The sequence below is a fragment of the Fluviicola chungangensis genome (assembly GCF_007558725.1).
In the GTDB taxonomy this organism is placed as follows: Bacteria; Bacteroidota; Bacteroidia; order Flavobacteriales_D; family Crocinitomicaceae; genus Fluviicola; species Fluviicola chungangensis.
The window spans coordinates 625,057-644,730 of sequence record NZ_VLPL01000003.1 but is presented as its reverse complement, the minus strand read 5'-3'; the positions used below and the strand labels follow the sequence as shown (position 1 = coordinate 644,730).

The 19,674-nt window shown below is 42.0% G+C and carries 11 protein-coding genes; 6 read left to right on the top strand and 5 right to left on the bottom strand.

The annotated features are described in order from the left end of the window. Window positions 1–523: 523 nt before the first annotated feature. From FO442_RS08985 to FO442_RS08975, 3 genes are all read right to left on the bottom strand, one after another. A complete protein-coding gene (locus tag FO442_RS08985) occupies window positions 524–1,117 on the bottom strand; it encodes a hypothetical protein (protein WP_144332825.1) in 594 nt (197 codons plus the stop codon). Window positions 1,118–1,139: 22 nt separating this feature from the next. Then, complete coding sequence (locus FO442_RS08980; RefSeq protein WP_144332824.1) at window positions 1,140–2,792, bottom strand: peptide MFS transporter; 1,653 nt, start codon at window positions 2,790–2,792, stop codon at window positions 1,140–1,142. Between the two features lie 66 nt (window positions 2,793–2,858). Further along, window positions 2,859–4,718: a peptide MFS transporter gene (locus FO442_RS08975; protein WP_144332823.1), complete on the bottom strand. Its 1,860-nt coding sequence runs from the start codon at window positions 4,716–4,718 to the stop codon at window positions 2,859–2,861. A 93-nt stretch (window positions 4,719–4,811) separates the two neighbouring features. On the opposite strand from FO442_RS08975, the gene FO442_RS08970 reads away from it, so the two are divergent. From FO442_RS08970 to FO442_RS08945, 6 genes are all read left to right on the top strand, one after another. Continuing rightward, a complete protein-coding gene (locus tag FO442_RS08970) occupies window positions 4,812–5,462 on the top strand; it encodes a TatD family hydrolase (protein WP_144332822.1) in 651 nt (216 codons plus the stop codon). Continuing rightward, window positions 5,455–6,192: a tRNA threonylcarbamoyladenosine dehydratase gene (locus FO442_RS08965; RefSeq protein ID WP_144332821.1), complete on the top strand. Its 738-nt coding sequence runs from the start codon at window positions 5,455–5,457 to the stop codon at window positions 6,190–6,192. Before FO442_RS08970 ends, FO442_RS08965 begins: the two co-directional genes overlap by 8 nt. A gap of 49 nt (window positions 6,193–6,241) precedes the next feature. After that, window positions 6,242–8,161 (top strand): M1 family metallopeptidase, encoded by a 1,920-nt coding sequence (locus FO442_RS08960; protein ID WP_186280010.1) that lies wholly within the window; start codon window positions 6,242–6,244, stop codon window positions 8,159–8,161. A gap of 203 nt (window positions 8,162–8,364) precedes the next feature. Beyond that, window positions 8,365–13,911 carry an alpha-2-macroglobulin family protein gene (locus tag FO442_RS08955; protein ID WP_144332819.1) on the top strand — a complete coding sequence of 1,849 codons (5,547 nt, stop codon included), beginning with the start codon at window positions 8,365–8,367 and terminating at the stop codon, window positions 13,909–13,911. Between the two features lie 319 nt (window positions 13,912–14,230). After that, complete coding sequence (locus tag FO442_RS08950) at window positions 14,231–14,695, top strand: Mpo1 family 2-hydroxy fatty acid dioxygenase (protein ID WP_144332818.1); 465 nt, start codon at window positions 14,231–14,233, stop codon at window positions 14,693–14,695. 379 nt (window positions 14,696–15,074) lie between these two features. Then, window positions 15,075–15,539: an Mpo1 family 2-hydroxy fatty acid dioxygenase gene (locus tag FO442_RS08945; RefSeq protein ID WP_144332817.1), complete on the top strand. Its 465-nt coding sequence runs from the start codon at window positions 15,075–15,077 to the stop codon at window positions 15,537–15,539. 284 nt (window positions 15,540–15,823) lie between these two features. On the opposite strand, the gene FO442_RS08940 is transcribed toward FO442_RS08945, so the two are convergent. Then, entirely contained in the window at window positions 15,824–16,567 is a 744-nt protein-coding gene (locus tag FO442_RS08940; protein ID WP_144332816.1) for a LytR/AlgR family response regulator transcription factor, read from the bottom strand. Further along, window positions 16,568–19,558 carry a sensor histidine kinase gene (locus FO442_RS08935; protein WP_186280008.1) on the bottom strand — a complete coding sequence of 997 codons (2,991 nt, stop codon included), beginning with the start codon at window positions 19,556–19,558 and terminating at the stop codon, window positions 16,568–16,570. Window positions 19,559–19,674 lie beyond the last annotated feature (116 nt).

Here is a 19,674-nt window from a genome sequence, read left to right as displayed (position 1 = left end):
TCCTAATCTGTCAAAGAACTTATTTGTTGACTTAAAGACTTCATGACTTTAAGACCTCAAGACTCGCTTCCGTTTCTTACACTTTAACTCGTCTATTTCAATTTAAAACCGACCGTTGTCCGTTTCTTTTTTTTATCACCCCTTATTCGTTTCGGGGTTGCAAAGGTAAGCAAGTTTTTCTTTTTAACAAGTGTTTGTGAAAAATATTTTAAACTTTTTTTCTAAACCCTTATTTCAATCTGTAACCGCTCTCTTGCTGGCTTTCCGTTGTTAAGCGGGGTGCAAAGGTAAGCATCTTTTTTATTCTGACAAGCTTTTTAAAAACTTTTTTTTAACCTACTCTTTTTACCCCTTTTCAATTCCTCCGTTTCCGTAGCGCCTAGCGTTCTAAGCGGTGGCAAAGGTACTCACTTATTCCACTTTAACAAGCCTTTTTGAAGATTATTTTGTGCTCTTTTTGGAAATTAATACTTAACACACTGATAATACCCCGGTTATAAACAAAAAAAATATTGAGATTTATTCAGGACTTGAGGTATACCTCTCTTAATTGCCCAATAATTGGTGTATTCGAACGGTTAAATGATTCCAACGTTTGATGCTCTTTTAATATGCTTTCTAACAGAACCGGGTTTAATAACACGTATTTTCCTTCAGAAATTTTCAATTCTCCGGTATTATTTGTCTGATCAAAGACAATCATCATTCCTTTTAGCGATCTGTATGAATCATGATATACCGTCAAAATCTGGAATAACGCATAAGCCAGCATTTCTTCAACGTTTAATTCTTCCCGCGTTGTATCATCGAACTGTAAATCGGAAAGCAATTTTCCCATTCGCTTTTCCAATCCTTTTTTTTCAGCCTTCGACATCTTTCGATATATCGGACTCACCTCATTTAAATAATACCGATGGTTCACATTGAATTTTACCGCATCCAACGAAAGCTTTTCCTTCAACGCTCTCCTTAACCAAATACGCAATGAAATCGTAGTTAACAGAATCAGGATAACTCCTACGACTTTTGCAGGAACGATCATTCCTCTATCCAAGAGAAAAGGAATCGCTATCAATAATAAAACAATTGGAATTAAAAGTGCCAGAAACCGTTTCATACTCTATAGATCAAAATCAACCTTATTTATTCTGTTCTCTGAAGATCTTCAGTAACCAGGGAAGCAGTACTATTAATATCAATGTTGCTCCCATCATTAAATAAAAGTTCAACATGAAAAAGGATGACTTATCATCATACTGATCCCAAAGAGAAGCAATCACCCCGCTCAGTTTATTCCCGATGGAGGTTGAAATGAACCACGCTCCCATCAATAAAGCAGTCAGTCTGGCCGGGGCTAATTTCGAAACCATGGATAAGCCGATAGGTGACAAACACAATTCCCCAATAGTAATTACACCATACGCACCGAAGAACCACCACAAACTGGATTTAATTTCTCCATTCATGGACGCGTTTGCAGCGGCAACCATTACGAGGCAAGACAAACCTGTAATAAATAATCCCAAAGTCATCTTTACAGGAATAGACGGTTCCATTTTTCTTAAACGAAGGAATCTGAATATTCCCACAATTAAGGGTGTCAGAACAATTACCCAAAACGGATTGACCGATTGAAAGATGTTTGAATTAAACACCACTAATTCTTGTCCCGGTTTTAGCTTGTCTGTTTTCTGATAGTTCTTAAAATAACTGGGATACTGAATCGTCTTTTCATTTCCTACTTTTCGGAATTGATTATCCAATACCTGGATTGAATCCTTCGATTTTTCATACTTCACCGTTCCGGCAAGGTACATTCCTTTCAATCCTTTACTAATAGACTTGGGCACATCCCGGTTCGTATAATTATCTGCCCAGGTATTCAGCACCGTTCCATTCTGCTTGAAAATTGCCCAAAAAGGAATCACCGCTAAACAGACCACCAGAATTGCACTGACTACGCGACGTTCATTCTTCGGAGAAGTGAATAATACATATCCGAAAAAGAAGATCACCGGAATACATGCAAATAAGAATGCATCCGTTACATCATCTTTCACCAAAAAGGAATGCTCATTTGTTTCGGAAGGAACTCCGTTAATGAAGTATCCAATAACAGCAAACAAAACTGCCGGAACAACCACAATAGATAAATCGATCCACCAAGGCTTCTCTCCCGGAGTTGCTACCTTTTTAACATCTCCTGATTTGTAGTGTTTATTTCCTGTCAGAAAAACGGCAACTCCGATGAACATTCCTATTCCCGCACCTGCAAATGCCATGGAATACCCGTACTTATTCATTAAAAATGCTGAAACGATGTTGCAGACAAATGCCCCCACATTAATCCCCATATAAAAGATGTTGTATCCTTCATCCTTTTGTCCGCGGTACTCATCGGTATTATACAAATTACCCAGAAGGGTTGAGATGTTGGGTTTGAACAAACCGTTTCCTGCAATCACCAAAACCATCCCGGTATAAAGCATGGTAAACGAATGAACTCCCATCATGCAATAACCGACTCCCATCATCAGTCCGCCCAAAATGATCGGAAGTCGATACCCCAACAGTCTATCCGCAAGTAATCCTCCGATAAACGGTGTGAAAAACACCAACGCGATGAACGTTCCGTATAAACTTGCCGATTCGGCCTCGGTCATTTCAAATCCGTGATTGACATCCTTTAAGTAAAACGTGAAAATCCCGATCATTAAATAATAACCAAAACGTTCCCACATTTCTGTCAGGAATAAATAAGGCAGTGCTTTGGGATGTTTGCGTTGTTTCATGATTCTTTTAACTAAAAAAGTCCCCCGTCGTAGCGGAGGACTTTAAATGTATATTGTTTGAGAGTACTATTTTACACCGTTCATCATTCTCACCAAGAACTTGCTCAATATAAACAGAACAATTGCCGATCCGCCAGCCAGATAAACAAATAACCAGAAGAATGATTTCAAATCCGTAATCTTAATCCCGATAAATGACTTTTCTTTATTCACCGCTTTTTTTGCAAATTCGATTTTCTTCTCCTGAATGAGTTTCGCATTTGCATTGATTGTTTTCTGATTGTTTTTGTCCTTAACCTCAGGAAAAAGGCGATCAAATTTAATATCAGAGAATTTCACTTCTACCGGTTTCCCTTTTTCATCGATCACTTTAACGGTATCAGCAGGCGTTGCAGTTTTCACTTCATCAGCCAACAAGTATACTTTATGGGTACTGGTTGTAAATTCTTTTTCCAGGGCACGAACTTCTTTACCGGATAAAACAGGATCCGGATAGAACGAGCTCAAGAATCCAGCAAAATTATTTGCCGCTGCAGTACTCAGGAACCAAACTCCCATCAATAAAGATGCAAATCTTACCGGAGCCAGTTTGTTCACCATTGAAAGTCCGATTGGTGACAAAAACAATTCACCGATCGTATGAATGAAATATAAACCTGTCAACCAGATGATACTTACTTTCACTCCAGGTTCCACTCCATCAACTCCAATTGCAATAAACACATATCCCAAAGCAAGGAATAACAAACCGAATGCCTGTTTGTACGGCGATGCCGGTTCCATGTTTTTCTTTGCCAATTTTGTCCACAGGATAGAGATAAGCGGCGCAAGGATAACAATGAATACTGCATTGAATGAGTTGAACCAACTCGCCGGCATGGAGAACCCGAGAATATCTCTGTTTGTTTGCTCTGCAGCAAAGAATGTTAAAGATGCACCCGCTTGTTCAAATGCAGCCCAGAAGAAAATCACGAAGAATGCAACGATGTAAATTACCCAAATACGCTGCTTCTCAACTTTGTTCAATGACTTATCCGTAATAATGATCAAAGGGATACTGATCGAAATCGCAAAAATAGCTGCTGAGATGTAGTTGTTCACGGTATCAATTGTCGTTTCATCTTCCGCCATGAAAACAAAGAATCGTAACAATACTAAAACGATCATTCCCACAAGAACTCCCACATAAATGTTGTTTTTTGATTTCTTGCCTATTTGGGTTTCTCCCATCTGATCAGCAGAAAGTCTGTGTACATTCGGCACTGTTCCAATCGGCTCTCCTTCAGGAGTAACCAACACTTTATTTTTTCTCAACTCAAATGTTACAACTGAAATAATCATTCCGATACAAGCACACAAGAATCCCCATTTGAATGCTCCGGGAATTGCTTCTCCGGCAGCATCGTATCTTTCTCCAAGGAATCCACATAATAACGGTGCAATAAATGCTCCCAGGTTGATTCCCATATAGAAAATCGTGTACGCAGCATCTTTACGCTTATCTGTTTCCGTATACAATTGACCTACCAACGTAGAGATATTCGGTTTGAAGAATCCATTTCCGAAGATCAAACAAGTCAACCCGATAATCATTAATATCAATGCCAAGTGTTGATTGGCATAAAATGAAGCGGACAGGAACATGAATAATTGTCCGATTGCCATCATAATTCCCCCGACAAAAATAGATTTTCTGTTACCCCAGATATTATCTGCAAAATATCCTCCGATAATCGGTGTCAAATAAACCAAACTCGTGTAAGAACCATAAATACCAGATGCCGTTTCCTTGTCAAACATCAATGCCTTGATCAGGAACAGTGTGAAAATTGCACGCATCCCATAATAGGAGAAACGCTCCCACATTTCAGTGGTAAACAATAGATATAATCCTTTTGGATGTCCTTTCGGAGTCGAATTTTCCATATTTCGATTTAATTTTTTAGCGTCGGTGAAAATAGGTAAAAAATGGTTGATTGATTCAGATTGTCTTAAATTTAACGCATTGATTCATGCTTAATGTCTGATTTAGAGAACCTTTTCGATTTGCACTCGCATCACTTTGATTCAAAAAACCGTGCAATTGTACAGCTTACAGAGTTATATCCGAAGAAATTACCAGCTTTTTTTTCGTTTGGGGTCCACCCGCAAGAAATTGAATTTGATTTATCAAGAATAGAAGAAACTTCTTTAAAATTGAACGAAACGAGCGGTTTCCTGGCAATCGGTGAAATTGGTTTGGACAGCAGATTCGATCATTTTCAACGCCAGGAAGAATTGTATATTTTTCAGCTAAAACTTGCCGCAAGATTGAACAAACCCATCATCCTGCACTGTGTCAACTCCTGGGACAGATGCCGTTTTCTGCATGAAAAATATGCTCCGGAAAACGTTCTTATTTATCATGGATTTAATAAATCTTCTATTACAGATCTGGTATTACGATATTCCAAAAGCATGATTAGTATCGGTGAAACGGTTTTATCCAATCAAGCGCTTCGATCTTGCGTCAGCCAAATACCTGTAGATCGCTTATTCCTTGAGACCGATACCGGGCGGGGAGAACTGATTGATACGTATCGAACGGTCGCTGAGATAAAAAAGCTATCTTTGCACTCCCTAATCGATCAGCTGGATCAAAATGCAAAACGAATTTTTAACTATGAGTAAGTGGTTGGAACGTACGGAGCTGATTCTCGGTCCAAAAGAAATGGACCGCTTAAAATCTGCTCATGTACTCATTGTTGGACTCGGAGGAATCGGATCTTTTGCAGGTGAATTCATTGCCCGTGCAGGAGTTGGAACGATGACCATCATTGATGGGGATGCTTTCGATATAACGAATAAAAATCGACAATTGACTGCTTTGGATTCCACTATCGGGAAAAACAAGGCGGTTGTCCTGGGCGAACGTATCAAAGATATCAATCCGGATATCACCCTGAACATTGTGGAAGAGTTTGTAACCCCGGAACGTGTTTGGGAACTATTAGACCAATATACGCCCGATTATGTCATGGATTGCATTGACAGCGTTACTCCGAAACTGGAATGGATCATTGCCTGTAAAAGCAAAAAGATCAAAGTCATTACACATCTGGGGGCAGGAGGGAAAACGGACCCTACCCGTGTACATGTCACCAAACTTCCGAACAGTCACAATTGTAAATTGGGAGCTCACATCAAAAAAAGGCTCAAGAAAAAAGGAGTTGCTTTTGAAAAGATCAAGTGTGTTTATTCTTCCGAATTGCAGCAAAAAGATTCGTTGAAAATGACCGATGGTTCCAATTTTAAACGTTCCTTTTATGGAACGGTCAGTTACATGCCGGCACTGTTTGGATTAATGGGAGCTGCGGAAGTAATTCGCTATCTGACCAAGAAAGATGAAAAATCAAACTAAGGTAAAAGTTCAAAGAAAAAAGTATATTCGCGTACCTCAAACTGAAAAAATGAAATTAAAATACCTGTTCAGCATCGCTGCACTAATTCTCTTTATATCCAGTTGTGAAAACGATACGAAACCTTTAAACAAGGATCAATCGATTAATGGAGTGGTTGCCGGTCACGATGCACATTCTTATTCCAATACCGATGAAATCCGAACCAAGCATTTGGACTTGGAATTGGATGTGGATTTTGAAAAAAAGACCATTTACGGAATTGCCCGTCATCAAATGGAACGACTAAAGGATACAGATACAGCCATCTTCGACATCAATGGCCCTGAAATCCAAAAAGTGACTTTGGGAAAAAAGGGACAGGAAAAAGAAACGGATTTCATTATCGGAACGATGCAGGAATTTATCGGTCAGCCATTAAGCATCAAAATCGACAAGAATACCGAATACATCAATATTTATTACAAAACCACTGAGAATGCCGGTGCGCTGGACTGGATGGAACCGGAATTGACGGAAGGAAAAAAACATCCTTATTTATATACACAAGGACAAGCAATCCTGACACGTACCTGGATTCCCGTACAAGGAACTCCTGCAAACAGAATTACTTATAGCGCAGATGTAACTGTTCCGGTGGAATTACTGGCCTTGATGAGTGCCTCCAATCCACAGGTTAAAAACCCGGAGGGGAAATATCATTTCGAAATGAAACAACCGATTCCTGTTTATTTGATTGCATTGGCGGTTGGGAACCTGGAATACAAATCGCTTGGGAAAAACTGTGGTGTTTATACCGAACCCGAAATGATCGATAAAGCAGTTTGGGAATTTGAAGATCTTCCAAAAATGATCCGGGCAGCTGAGAATCTTTACGGACCTTACCAGTGGGAACAATACGATGTGATCGTACTGCCTTATTCTTTTCCTTTCGGGGGAATGGAAAATCCACGCCTGACGTTTGCCAATCCTACATTAATTGCAGGCGACAGAAGTGCTGTTTCAGTAATCGCACATGAATTGGCACACTCCTGGTCCGGGAACCTGGTTACCAATGCCAGTTGGAATGATTTCTGGTTGAATGAAGGATTCACAGTTTATTTCGAGAACCGAATCATGGAAGAATTGTATGGAAAAGAAGTAGCAGACATGCTTTCCCTGATCGAATTCCAGGAACTCCAGACAGAAATGGCCCAACTGGATCAGGAAGACACCCATTTGAAATTGAAACTTTCGAAACGAAATCCGGATGACGGAATGACTTCGGTAGCTTATGTAAAAGGTGCTTTTCTATTGAAAACACTGGAACGCGATTTCGGCAGACAACGTTTTGATGCGTTCCTGAAGAGGTATTTCAAGGATCATGCGTTCCAAACTTTGACCACCGAACAATTCAAAACATATCTTGAAAAAAACCTGATCAACAAAACAGACATTAAATTCAATGTAGATGAATGGTTATACAAACCAGGATTACCGAAAAACTGCTATGCAGTAAGTTCTCCGCGCTTTGAGAAAATACAGGCATTGGCACGTGAATTTGCAAACGGGAAAGATATCTTTAAAAAACCGGCGAAGAAGAAAGGTAAAAAACAACTTCCTGCTTTAAGCCGTGATCAGTACGTTCCACAGGAATGGCAAGCATTTATCCGGGCATTACCTAAGAAAATGGATCCGGAACGCCTGGCAATTGTTGATGAAAAATTGCATTTCAATAATTGGGGAAATGCCGAAGTAGCAACCGAATGGTACGTCCTTGCAATTAATTCCAATTACACCGAAATTCGTCCGGATATTGAGAAGTTTATTTCAAAAGTGGGACGCCGAAAGTTCTTATTGCCGATTTACACCGCATTGAATGACAATCCACAAAGCAAACAGTGGGGATTGGAGATTTATAAAAAATACAGAAATAATTACCATCCTGTTTCTATAGCAACGATGGATGATTTACTGGATTATAAACCTTAAATTAATAAACAGTAAGGGCGGAAAATTTTCCGCCCTTACTTGTTCTAACGATTATTCGTCCACGATGTAATTCCGCAATATTACGTCCAACACAAATAATTGCCTTTCAACCACGAATAATCAAAAGGTGCTTTCGCCTCCTAAAACGACATTCCTTCCTACTTTATAAGCATTCATCTTTGACATAACAAATACAACAAGTTATGTCACGCTTCATCTTTCTTCTATCTATTGCAACAAGCCTGATGGCAACCATCTTTGCATGTTCAGGCAATAAGATCATTTCCGTTGATCCCAAATTCCGGAAATGGGTTTCCGGTTACACCTCGGGAATTATCTCCAATTCAGATAATATCGAGATTGAACTCAAAAACCAACTGGATTCCAGCAAACTAATCAAACTGGGAATGAAATCACGCATGGATGAAAAGATCCTGAAAGAAATCGTGGAGATCAGCCCGGAAATCGATGCCGATATTCAATGGGTTGATTACCGCACCATTCAGATCGTTCCTAAAAAAGCGCTGAGTTCCAATCAAATCTATACCGTAAGTTTAGACCTGGACGAAATCATGGATGTGGATAATGGTTACGAGGAATTCAATTTCCAATTTGCCACCAAACCCCAAAAGATGGATGTGAGCGATCCAAGTTTGATCGAATACGACTCATACAACCTCGAATGGTATTCCCTGCGTGGAACGGTTTCCATGACTGATCATTTCGATACGACCAAACTGAAAGATCTTATCACCATAAACCTGGGTAACCAAAAGCAACAAGTGCATTTTGAAGAAGCTTACGGTGAAAACGAGTACTATTATATTGTCGACAGCATCAAACGTTCGGAAAAAGAAACAAAAGTGACAGTAGCATGGGATGGTGAAGCTATTTCCTCCTTTTCGAACGGCTCTACAAGTATTAAAGTGCCTGCTCTGGGCGATTTTGACTTAAGTTCTTACAATGTCAGCGACCAGGACGATCAAAGTGTTCGTTTAACATTCTCAGAACCTTTATCGACCAACCAGGACCTGAACGGATTAATCGACCTGGAAGGTGTTTCCGGAGAAACCTTTTCCATCTATTACAACGAAGTCACGATTTTCATTCCAAACCGCATCGAAGGAAGTTATAAGCTGAAAGTCAATTCCGGGATTAAGAACATCAAGAATTACCCGATGCTGAAAGGAACCGAACGAACTTTACTATTCTCGGCTTCAAAGCCCAAAGTGCGCATTGTCGGAAGCGGCTCTATCCTCCCCGATTCCAAAGGACTGATTTTTCCTTTTGAAACAATCGGACTGAAATCTGTAACGGTTCGCATCATCAAGATCTATGAAGAAAACGTGCATCACTTTTTACAAGTAAACGAATTAAACGGTTCGGATGCTATCTTCCGCTTCGGAAAGAAAATTGCTGAAAAGAATATTCAACTGGGCGTCAAAAAAGAAGACAAAAGCGATTGGGCTTCCCATGTACTCGACCTGGAAAAGTGGATCCGCCCGGAACCGGGAGCCATATACCGGGTTTCTATCAAATTTGGGCAGAAAGACGCTTACTGCGATTGTGAAGTGAATACCGAAACGGCAGAAACTTCCGCAAACGAAGCCCGGGTGGAAGAAGAATGGTCCGAACGCCCCTGGCATTTGGACGATTGGGACGATGGTTATGAAGACTGGGGCGGTTACGGATCTTCCGAATCTCCCTGCAGTTCTGATTATTACTACGGAAAAGCGGTTTCACGAAACATCCTTGCCTCAAACATCGGTGTGATCTACAAACTGGATGCGAAGAAAGAAGCTCATGTTTTTTTAACGGATATGATCACTACTCAGCCTATACCCAATGCTTCCGTGACTTTTTACGATTATGCGAAACAAGTAATTGCTTCCGGTACAACCAATTCCGAAGGAATGGTTACGAAAACGCTGTCGGAAAAACCGTTCCTTTTGATAGCTAAATCCGGAAAACAGCGTGGTTACCTGAAAGTCAGCGACGGGCATTCCAACACACTCTCCGAATTCGACGTGGAGGGCGAAGAAGTACAAAACGGATTGAAGGGATACATTTATGCCGAACGTGGGGTTTGGCGTCCGGGAGATTCCATTTATGTCAACTTTGTCTTACGGGATTATGAGAAGAAACTTCCGTTAAATCACCCGGTGACATTTACGCTAACAGATCCTTCGGGTTATGAAACAAGCAAAATCACCAAATCACAGGGAATAAACGGACATTACGACTTCCGGACTTCCACCCGTTCGGATGGAAAAACAGGAATTTACACCGCACGGGTCATGGTTGGGTCCCGCGAATTTATCAAATACCTGAAAGTCGAAACGGTAAAACCAAACCGCTTAAAAATCAAATTGGATGTTCCGCTTAGTTCAGACAGTCTGCTTCGATTGGAATCTTATTGGCTTCACGGTGCTCCGGCCAAAAACCTGCGTGCAACGGTCGATGTGGAATATCAATCTACGAAAACAGTTATTCCGGGATTCCCGAAATTCGAATTCGATTCGCCGATCCGAAAGATCCATTCGGACAAAACCACTTTATTTGACGACGATTTGGATGCAAACGGAAAGGCTTCCTTCAAGCAAGAAGTTTCTTCATTGTCACAGGCTTCCGGAATGTTGAACGCCATTTACACCATGCGCGTTTTCGAACAAGGTGGAAACTTTTCGATCGATCGTTTTTCTAAAATCTATTCTCCTTACAAGCAATACATAGGATTTAGGACACCTGACCTGGAAGCTGACAACTCTTTGATTTCAGGCAAAAAACACACTTTTGATGTGGTCATGGTGAATGCTGCCGGCACGATTTTGAAAAAACCTTCCAAAATCCGTGTGAAGATTTACCGCATGGAATGGAGATGGTGGTACGAAAGCGGTGATGACGACCTTGGAAACTTTATGGCACGCAACGGAAACATGCTCGTTTACGATTCCCTGCTGAATGCTTCGAGCGGAAAAACAGCCTTCCAATTCGGACTCAACGCCACAGATTACGGTCGGTTTTTAGTCACTGTGACCGATGAAGAAGGTTTCCACCAAGCCGGAAAAATCATTTCCATCGATGTTCCTTATTGGAGCCGCGGGAACCAAAAAAACAACGAATATGCTTCCATGTTGAACTTTTCTACCGATAAGAAAAGCTATGTCAAAGGTGAAATCGTGAAACTGAGCATTCCTTCTCCTGCTTCGGGTAAAGCCCTGATATCGGTTGAAACGCGCACGAAGATTGTGAAGAAATTCTGGGTCAACACCATCAAAGGCGAAACAACCTGTTCCTTCGAAACCACAGAAGACATGGCTCCGAATGCGTACGTTCACGTTAGTTTGATCCAGCCGCACAGTGCCACAACCAACGATTTGCCGATACGCATGTATGGAATTGTTCCCATTATCGTGGATGATCCGGCAACGCACCTCCATCCTGAAATTGCTGCAGCAAAAGAGTGGCGGCCAGAATCAACGGCTAAAGTCACCGTTTCCGAAAAAAATGGCAAAGGAATGACTTACACATTGGCAATTGTCGATGACGGTTTATTGGACCTGACGCGCTTCCAAACACCGAATCCCTGGAATACATTCTACGCAAAAGAAGCATTGGGAATCAAAACGTGGGACATGTATGATTATGTGATCGGAGCATATTCTGGGAAGTTGAACCGTTTGTTGAGTATTGGTGGGGACGGATCAGCAGACGATGGTGCAGGTCCGAAAGCCAATCGTTTCAAACCGATGGTGCATTTCTTAGGACCTTTTGTTTTACCGGCAGGATCTTCCAAAACCCACCAGGTTGAACTTCCAACTTACATCGGATCCGTCCGCGTAATGGTCGTAGCTCACTCCGCAACAGCATTCGGAAATGCCGAAGAAACGGTCACCATCAAGAAACCGTTGATGGTTCTCGGAACTTTACCTCGTGTAATTGGTCCAAGCGAGACCATTCAACTTCCGGTAGACGTTTTCGCTATGAAAGACAATATTAAAAACGTCGATGTCCAGGTAAGCTGCAACGACCTACTGGCTGTAAACGGTGCCAAAAACCAGGGAATCAAATTTACTGCAGAAGGAGATCAGATCGTGAACTTCGAACTGAAAGTCGCGAACAAATTAGGCATCGCCAAAATCAAGATCTTTGCAAAATCGGGAGCGGAAACGGCAACCCAGGAATTTGAGGTCGATGTCCGCAGTCCGAATCCGCAGGTATTGGAAAGTGAGACCAAAGTGATTGAGCCCGGTTCTACTGCCAGTTTCACGATGGAACAAGATGGAATTACCGGTTCTCACTCCTATTCTCTGGAGACCAGTCAGTTCAGCTCTATCAATCTCAGCGGACGCATGGACGAACTGATCAATTACCCGCACGGATGCATTGAACAGACCACTTCAGCCGTGTTTCCGCAGCTTTTTGCCATGGATGTCATGCAGTTCAGTGAAAAAGAAAAGAAAGAAATGTCGGCAAACATCAAAGCTGCCCTGATCAGGTACCAGAGTTTCCAGCAATACGAAGGTGGTTTCGCCTATTGGCCAGGCAACCGGGAAGCCAGTGATTGGGGCTCCAATTACGCCGGACATTTCATGATCGAAGCCGAACAACATGGGTTCACACTTCCTGCAAATTTGAAGTCGCGCTGGATGGAATACCAGAAAAACGAAGCAAATAACTGGACAGCAGATTCCTACCAGGGATATTACAATCACGCGGAAGAATCGCACCAATTGATCCAGGCTTACCGTTTGTATACGTTGGCTTTAGCCGGAAAACCGGAATTGGGAGCCATGAACCGACTGAAAGAAAACAGCAAACTGGGAGTTACTGCAAAATGGCGATTGGCAGCAGCTTATTACCTGGCAGGTCAAAAGGATTTGGCTAAACAAATGACACGAAACTTACCTTTCACTCCGGTTTCTTACCGCGAATACAGTTATTCCTACTGTTCTACCCTGCGCGACAAAGCCATGAACCTGGAAGCAGGATTGATGATCGATTCCAAATCTACAGACCAACTGGAAAAGGAAATCACAGACGTTTTGAAATCGAACCAGTGGTTGAGTACACAGGAAGCAGGTTATTGCATTCTTGCTCTCACAAGCGGGAAACTGAAGAACAACGGAAACTTACAATTTGAGGTTAATTCCGAAAAGGTTACTTCTTCCAAATGCATGATCACGAAAAATTATACGGAAGCCGATGGAACGAAACTGAAACGTTTAACAGTTCGCAATACCTCTTCGAAAAAGATCTATGTGACTTTCTGCACGAAAAAAGTACCGCAGATCGGCAAGGAGAAAAAGATCCGAAGCAACCTGGATATGACCATCAGTTACACCAACTTATCGGGTGTTTCGATTGATCCTTCCAAAATTACCCAGGGAACGGATTTTATCATGGAAGTCAAACTGAAGAATCCTACCAAAGATCAGTTCTACCGCGAAATGGCTTTGAACCAGATTATGCCGAGCGGTTGGGAAATCCACAATGCGCGCTTGTACGATGAAGAAAGTACTCCGAACATTGATTACCAGGATTACCGCGACGACCGGGTGTACAGTTATTTCAAACTGGCGCCGAATGAAACCAAAATCTTTAAAATCCAGCTGAACGCCTCGTATTTGGGAAGATTTTACCTGCCGGCTGTATTCTCGGAAGCGATGTACGATCATTCGGTCAATGCCCAGGAAAAAGGCCGCTGGGTGGAGGTGACGAAAATTGTGAAACAACCTAAATCATCCTGATAATTAGCGAAAAGGCTGTCCGGAATTGGACAGCCTTTTAGTCAAATCTCTTTATCCTACTTACCTTACAGCTTTCGCACTAACGTTTGTCGCTGTTTCGTCTTCACCCGCTTTTCGGCCTCTTTCCAAGGCAGAAAAAGTAGGCAATAATCCGCGACAGCGGATGAAGACGAAGCTGGCTCTTTTGCTACTTTTTGGGCTTTCAAAAAGTAAGAGAACAAAGGGGAATCATTACGAATAATTGAAAATTAACCGGGTAACCTCTGATTTTTATTGCAAAGGAAAGGGGTATTTCGTAACTTGTTTTCAAAACACATCCATGAAAACACTCGAAGAATGGTTTGCAGAATATTCGGTCAGTCACCAAAACGCCACGAATAAGCAGATTCATTATATCTGTGTGCCGGCGATTTTCTTTTCGGTGGTCGGATTATTAATGAGCATTCCCAATCGCGGATTAATCTCTCTCGTGCATTCCGATAATTTCTTGTATGTAAACTGGGCAGTTGTTGCTTTAATTCCTGTACTCTATTTCTACCTGCGTTTATCCTGGAAAATGGCATTTTACATTTTGATCTTCTCAACGATCTGTGTAATCGGTAATTTCTACCTTTCAATGACCGGTCCTCTATGGCTGAGCTCTCTCATTATTTTTGCCGTTGCATGGGTCGGGCAGTTCTACGGACATCAACTAGAAGGTAAAAAACCGTCATTCCTAAAAGACATACAATTCCTGTTGATCGGTCCGGCATGGATCCTGGACAACTGGTTTGGAGGAAAATAACTCCCCCCCAATTACTCGACAGTGAAAATTTTGTAGAATCTACTAAATAACACCCGACCTTCAGGACGTTCGGTAGAAGTGACGGCCAGCCTGTTCGGTTACCAATCCCGGAAAGTGCTATCCCGGCAGTAGTTTTTTTCAAACACTGCGGGATAGCATTTTGAATCCTGATTCCGCCTTTCCGTGGATAGGTCCGAACAGGCTGGTTGGCTGAAGGCTGTAATTGGGAAAAAGGCATTTTTGCCTACTTTTTTTGCCTCGGAAAAAAGTAGGAGAACAAAGGGGAATTATTGTGTATTATTAAAATCTACCGAGGAAACACTGATTTTACTATTGCAAAAGCAATCCTCATTTCGTAACTTGTTTTCAAAACACATCCATGAAAACACTCGAGGAATGGTTTGCGGAATATTCGGTCAGTCACCAAAATGCAACGAACAAGCAGATTCATTACATCTGCGTTCCGGCGATCTTCTTTTCGGTGATCGGACTATTAATGAGTATTCCTAACCGCGGATTGATTTCACTCGTGCATTCGGATAATTTCTTGTATGTAAACTGGGCTGTTGTGGCTTTAATTCCTGTACTCTATTTCTACCTGCGTTTATCCTGGAAAATGGCTTTTTACATTTTGATCTTCTCAACGATCTGTGTAATCGGTAATTTCTACCTTTCAATGATCGGTCCTTTGTGGCTGAGTTCTCTCATTATTTTTGCGGTTGCCTGGATCGGACAGTTCTACGGACACCAAATCGAAGGAAAAAAACCTTCGTTCTTCAAAGATTTGCAATTTCTATTGATTGGTCCCGCGTGGATTTTAGATAAGTGGTTCGGAGGGAAATAGCTCCCCCCCCAATTACTCGACAGTGAAAATTTTACAGAATCTACCAAATGACACCCGACCTTCAGGACGTTCGGTAGAAGTGACGGCCAGCCTGTTCGGTTACCAATCCCGGAAAGTGCTATCCCGGCAGTAGTTTTTTTCAAACACTGCGGGATAGCATTTTGAATCCTGATTCCGCCTTTCCGTGGATAGGTCCGAACAGGCTGGTTGGCTGAAGGCTGTAATTGGGAAAAAGGCATTTTTGCCTACTTTTTTTGCCTCGGAAAAAAGTAGGAATAATGGCGTTAAAGCTGTTCCAGCATCTTCACCACATCAGCCCGCTTCCGTGTAGAAACCGGGATCATTTTTCCATCCGACATGATCAGATGCCCGCCTTCTACTTTTACAAACTCCCGGATCATTTTCGTGTTCACCAAATGGGATTGATGCACCCGGAAAAAGCCCAATTCACCCAAAATATCTTCGAAATCCTTTAGCGTTCTCGATACCACAATCCGTTTCGAATCCCTGAAAAAGAATTCCGTATAATTTACATTGCTTTCACAGCGAATGATATCTGCAATTTGCACAATGTGGATTTTATCCTGGGCATGCAAGGCCAATCGTTCCTGTACTTTATGGCTTTGTTTCAACGATTCGTTCAATAAGCGGTAATTGTCCTGCTCATTGTGATTGTGGCTGCGGAACTTTTTCAACGCTTCCGTCAATTCATCCGGATCAACCGGCTTTAATAAATAATCAATGGCTGCATAACGGAAAGCCTTAATGGCATGCGCATCACTGGCTGTGATGAAAATGATCTTGAACGGAATTTCCGGTAAAATGTCCAATAAGTCGAAGCCCGACCCGTCCTGCATCTGAATATCCAGGAACAAAATATCAATCTTCGTATGCTTCAATAGTTTGGCTCCTTCTACTACTCCGGAAGCTTCACCGACCACTTCAATATCCGGAGCATAAACCTCCAGGTCTTTTCTGAAAGTAATACGTGCCTGTTCGATATCATCAATAATTACTGCTCTGATCATTTACAAGGGTATAAAAAGTTGAACCTCCGTTCCGATAACAGTTCCGTTGTCGTCGTACAAATCTACAATTCTTACCTGATGTCCGTTCGAATTGGCACTCAACAAATCCAATCTTTCTTTCGTGACATTAAAACCGCGCGAAACATGTGGGTCGTTGCTGGCCTGTTGGTTTTTAGCAGCCGCTTCCCTCCCGATTCCATTATCCCGGATCACACAGGTAATTCCATCGTCTTCTTCTTTAAACCAGCAAGTAATTTTCCCTCTACGGGAATCATCCGCATCGTACTTGAATCCATGCTTGATCGCATTTTCCACGAAAGGCTGAATCAACATCGGCGGAATTTGAATGAAACTTGATTCCGTTTCCAAATCGGCAATAATCTCATATTCGAAGCGGTGGCCGTTACAGAACTGCTCAATTAACAGGTAGTTTTCCAATGTCGAAATTTCTTCTTCCAGGGAAATGGTTGCATTTCGGGAATTGTCCAAAATCTGGCGCATTAAGCGGGAAAATTTCGCCAGGTAATACCGTGCTTTTGTTTCATTTTCGGTACCGATCAAGCCTTGAATAGAGTTCAATGCATTGAAAATAAAATGCGGATTCATCTGCAAACGCAGGGCTTTTTGTTCCAATTCTAATAAGTTGCGGGCAAATTCCGCCTCTTTTTGCGCTGCTTTTGCTTTTGTACGGACACGCTTGGTCAGGAACTGAACTATTCCCAAAAGGAGCAAAACCCCGGCAAGAATCTCGATCAAAATAAACCAGGTGGTTTTCCAAAACGGAGCAGCTATCGTAAATTCGATGCGTTCGGGAGTTGGATTGATAAAACCGTCTTCATTCCGGGAGCGCAATAAAAACACATATTTTCCCGGCGACATATTCGAATAGGTAATCCGCTGGTCTTTGGTCCATGGTGACCATTTATTTTCGAAGCCGCTCATTTTCCAGGAATATTCCACCCCTTCCGGGTTCTTCAGATTAATTCCCTTGAAAATAAAGCTCAGGTGGTTTTGATCATAGTCCAAATCAAAGGGCCGGTAACTATTCCAGGGAAGCATGTTATTTACAAAGCCTTTTGTACTCAATGACTCATAAAACAATTGTACATCTAAAATACTCAAAATGGGAGCTGTTTTGTTCAATTGCAAATTCGATCGGTTGTAGCAGCTCGCTCCGTTGATTGTTCCAAACCAAATTTTCCCGTCTTTATCTTTCCAAACACTGTTTTGGCAGGTTTCCACCCCCAAAAACCCATCACTTTTCCCATAATGACGGATGCTTTTGACTTCCAGGCTTTCATTGAGATCGATCACATCCAATCCGGATTCCGAACCTAAAATCAAGTTTCCCCGCAGATCGAATACCATCAAATACACATTTGACGAATGCAATCCTTCCTGAATGCTGATCTTCTTGATCACTTTCAATTTAGAGCCAACCGAAACACAATTGATTCCCGATCCTGCGGTTCCGACCCAAATACGGCCCTGTGAATCTTCAACGATGGAACGAATCGCATCCGAACTCAATCCGTTCATCTTCGTTAAAACCCTGCTTGTCCCCGTTTCCGGATCATAACAGGCCAATCCCGCAGATTCCGATCCGTACCAAACCAATCCGCGGCTGTCCACGTAAACGGATGTCAGGCGCATGTGGATCACTCCTTCCCGAACAGTCAGCACTTTCACCGTTTTACCCTGGTCTGTGATACAAACCAATCCCGAGCCGGAAGTCGCAGCCCACAAGCGGTTTTTACTGTCACAAACCATTTGGCGCACGTAATATTTGTGCGTAGGATCTATCCAGCTGAATCCACCGGCAGAAAGCATTCCTATTCCTTGTCCTTCCGTCCCGAAATACATCAACCCATCGTGATCTTCCGAAATTGCTTTCACTTTTACAGCTTCGAAACCATTTTGAAGATTATGCTGGGAAAAGTTTCCTCCATCCAAAACACTTACTCCGTTTTGAGCCGTTCCAAACCACAATTTTCCGGAATGATCCCTAAAGATCGAATAGATGAAGTTTCCTCCCAAACCGGAACTCGTTGAGTAATGTGTAAACAATTTCCCGGCAAACTGCGAAACCCCGCCGCCGGAAGTTCCGATCCACAAATCACCCCAGGTATCTTTTATAACCGATCGAACGTGATTATTTCCCAATCCGTTTCGCTCGCTGTACATTGTAAACTCTTTGGTTTTTCGATCCACCTGGACCAACCCCAGATTGAGTGTTGCCAGCCAAACAGTTTGATTCTCATCGATTAAAATATCGAATACCGTTTGTTTATAGAGTTCACGTTTCAGGTCAATTCTGAAATAGTCCTTCCGGTTGTAAACATACACACCATCACCATAAGTCCCGATCCAGATTGCCCCTTGCTGGTCTTCTGTAATGCAGGTAATCGCATTTTTCATGACACGGCTCCGCTTTCCATGATCGGTCACATTCCAGCTTCCGATTCCATCTTTCCGCTTCGCAGAAAAGAGTCCGTTCCCTGTCCCAAACCACAATTCACCCGATTTATCAAAAAAGATGGCATTCACAGTTCTTTCCCCGATTCCCAATGTATTATTCAGTGAGCGGATTGAATCGCCATAAACGGTGAAAATTCCATGATTGGTTGCTAACCAAATATGACCGAAAGGATCTTCAGCTACATTAAAAACAGCAAAATGATTTTCAAAACGAGGCACTTTGATCGTTCTGAATTCTTTTCCATTGTATTTGGATAATCCATCATTTGTCCCAACCCACAGTACTTTATCTCGTCCCTGGTGCAAAGAGTAAATGTAATTATTGATCAATCCCTGCTTATCGGTGAACGATTCGAAATTCTGACCGTCGAAACGCGATAGACCGCCGCCTCGTGTTCCGAACCACAAATATCCTTTATGATCCTGAAGCGAACAATATACTTGTGATTGACCCAATCCGTTTTCTACGGAGAAATTCCTGAAACTGGCCAACTGGCCGAATCCGAAACTCATCGAAAACACGAAAAAGAATACAACTAAAAACTGGTTTTTGCGCATCAAACTTTAAAGAATCTTGTGTTGATGAAATTACTAAAACTCTGCAAATAGCTGCTTTTTAAATAATCAAA

Coding starts and splice junctions, on each gene's coding strand:
- FO442_RS08965 (WP_144332821.1), top strand. CDS start 5,455: ATGAGTAAGTGGTTGGAACGTACGGAGCTGATTCTCGGTCCAAAAGAA.
- FO442_RS08980 (WP_144332824.1), bottom strand. CDS start 2,792: ATGAAACAACGCAAACATCCCAAAGCACTGCCTTATTTATTCCTGACA.
- FO442_RS08940 (WP_144332816.1), bottom strand. CDS start 16,567: ATGATCAGAGCAGTAATTATTGATGATATCGAACAGGCACGTATTACT.
- FO442_RS08960 (WP_186280010.1), top strand. CDS start 6,242: ATGAAATTAAAATACCTGTTCAGCATCGCTGCACTAATTCTCTTTATA.
- FO442_RS08945 (WP_144332817.1), top strand. CDS start 15,075: ATGAAAACACTCGAGGAATGGTTTGCGGAATATTCGGTCAGTCACCAA.
- FO442_RS08975 (WP_144332823.1), bottom strand. CDS start 4,718: ATGGAAAATTCGACTCCGAAAGGACATCCAAAAGGATTATATCTATTG.
- FO442_RS08950 (WP_144332818.1), top strand. CDS start 14,231: ATGAAAACACTCGAAGAATGGTTTGCAGAATATTCGGTCAGTCACCAA.
- FO442_RS08985 (WP_144332825.1), bottom strand. CDS start 1,117: ATGAAACGGTTTCTGGCACTTTTAATTCCAATTGTTTTATTATTGATA.
- FO442_RS08935 (WP_186280008.1), bottom strand. CDS start 19,558: ATGAGTTTCGGATTCGGCCAGTTGGCCAGTTTCAGGAATTTCTCCGTA.
- FO442_RS08970 (WP_144332822.1), top strand. CDS start 4,812: ATGTCTGATTTAGAGAACCTTTTCGATTTGCACTCGCATCACTTTGAT.
- FO442_RS08955 (WP_144332819.1), top strand. CDS start 8,365: ATGTCACGCTTCATCTTTCTTCTATCTATTGCAACAAGCCTGATGGCA.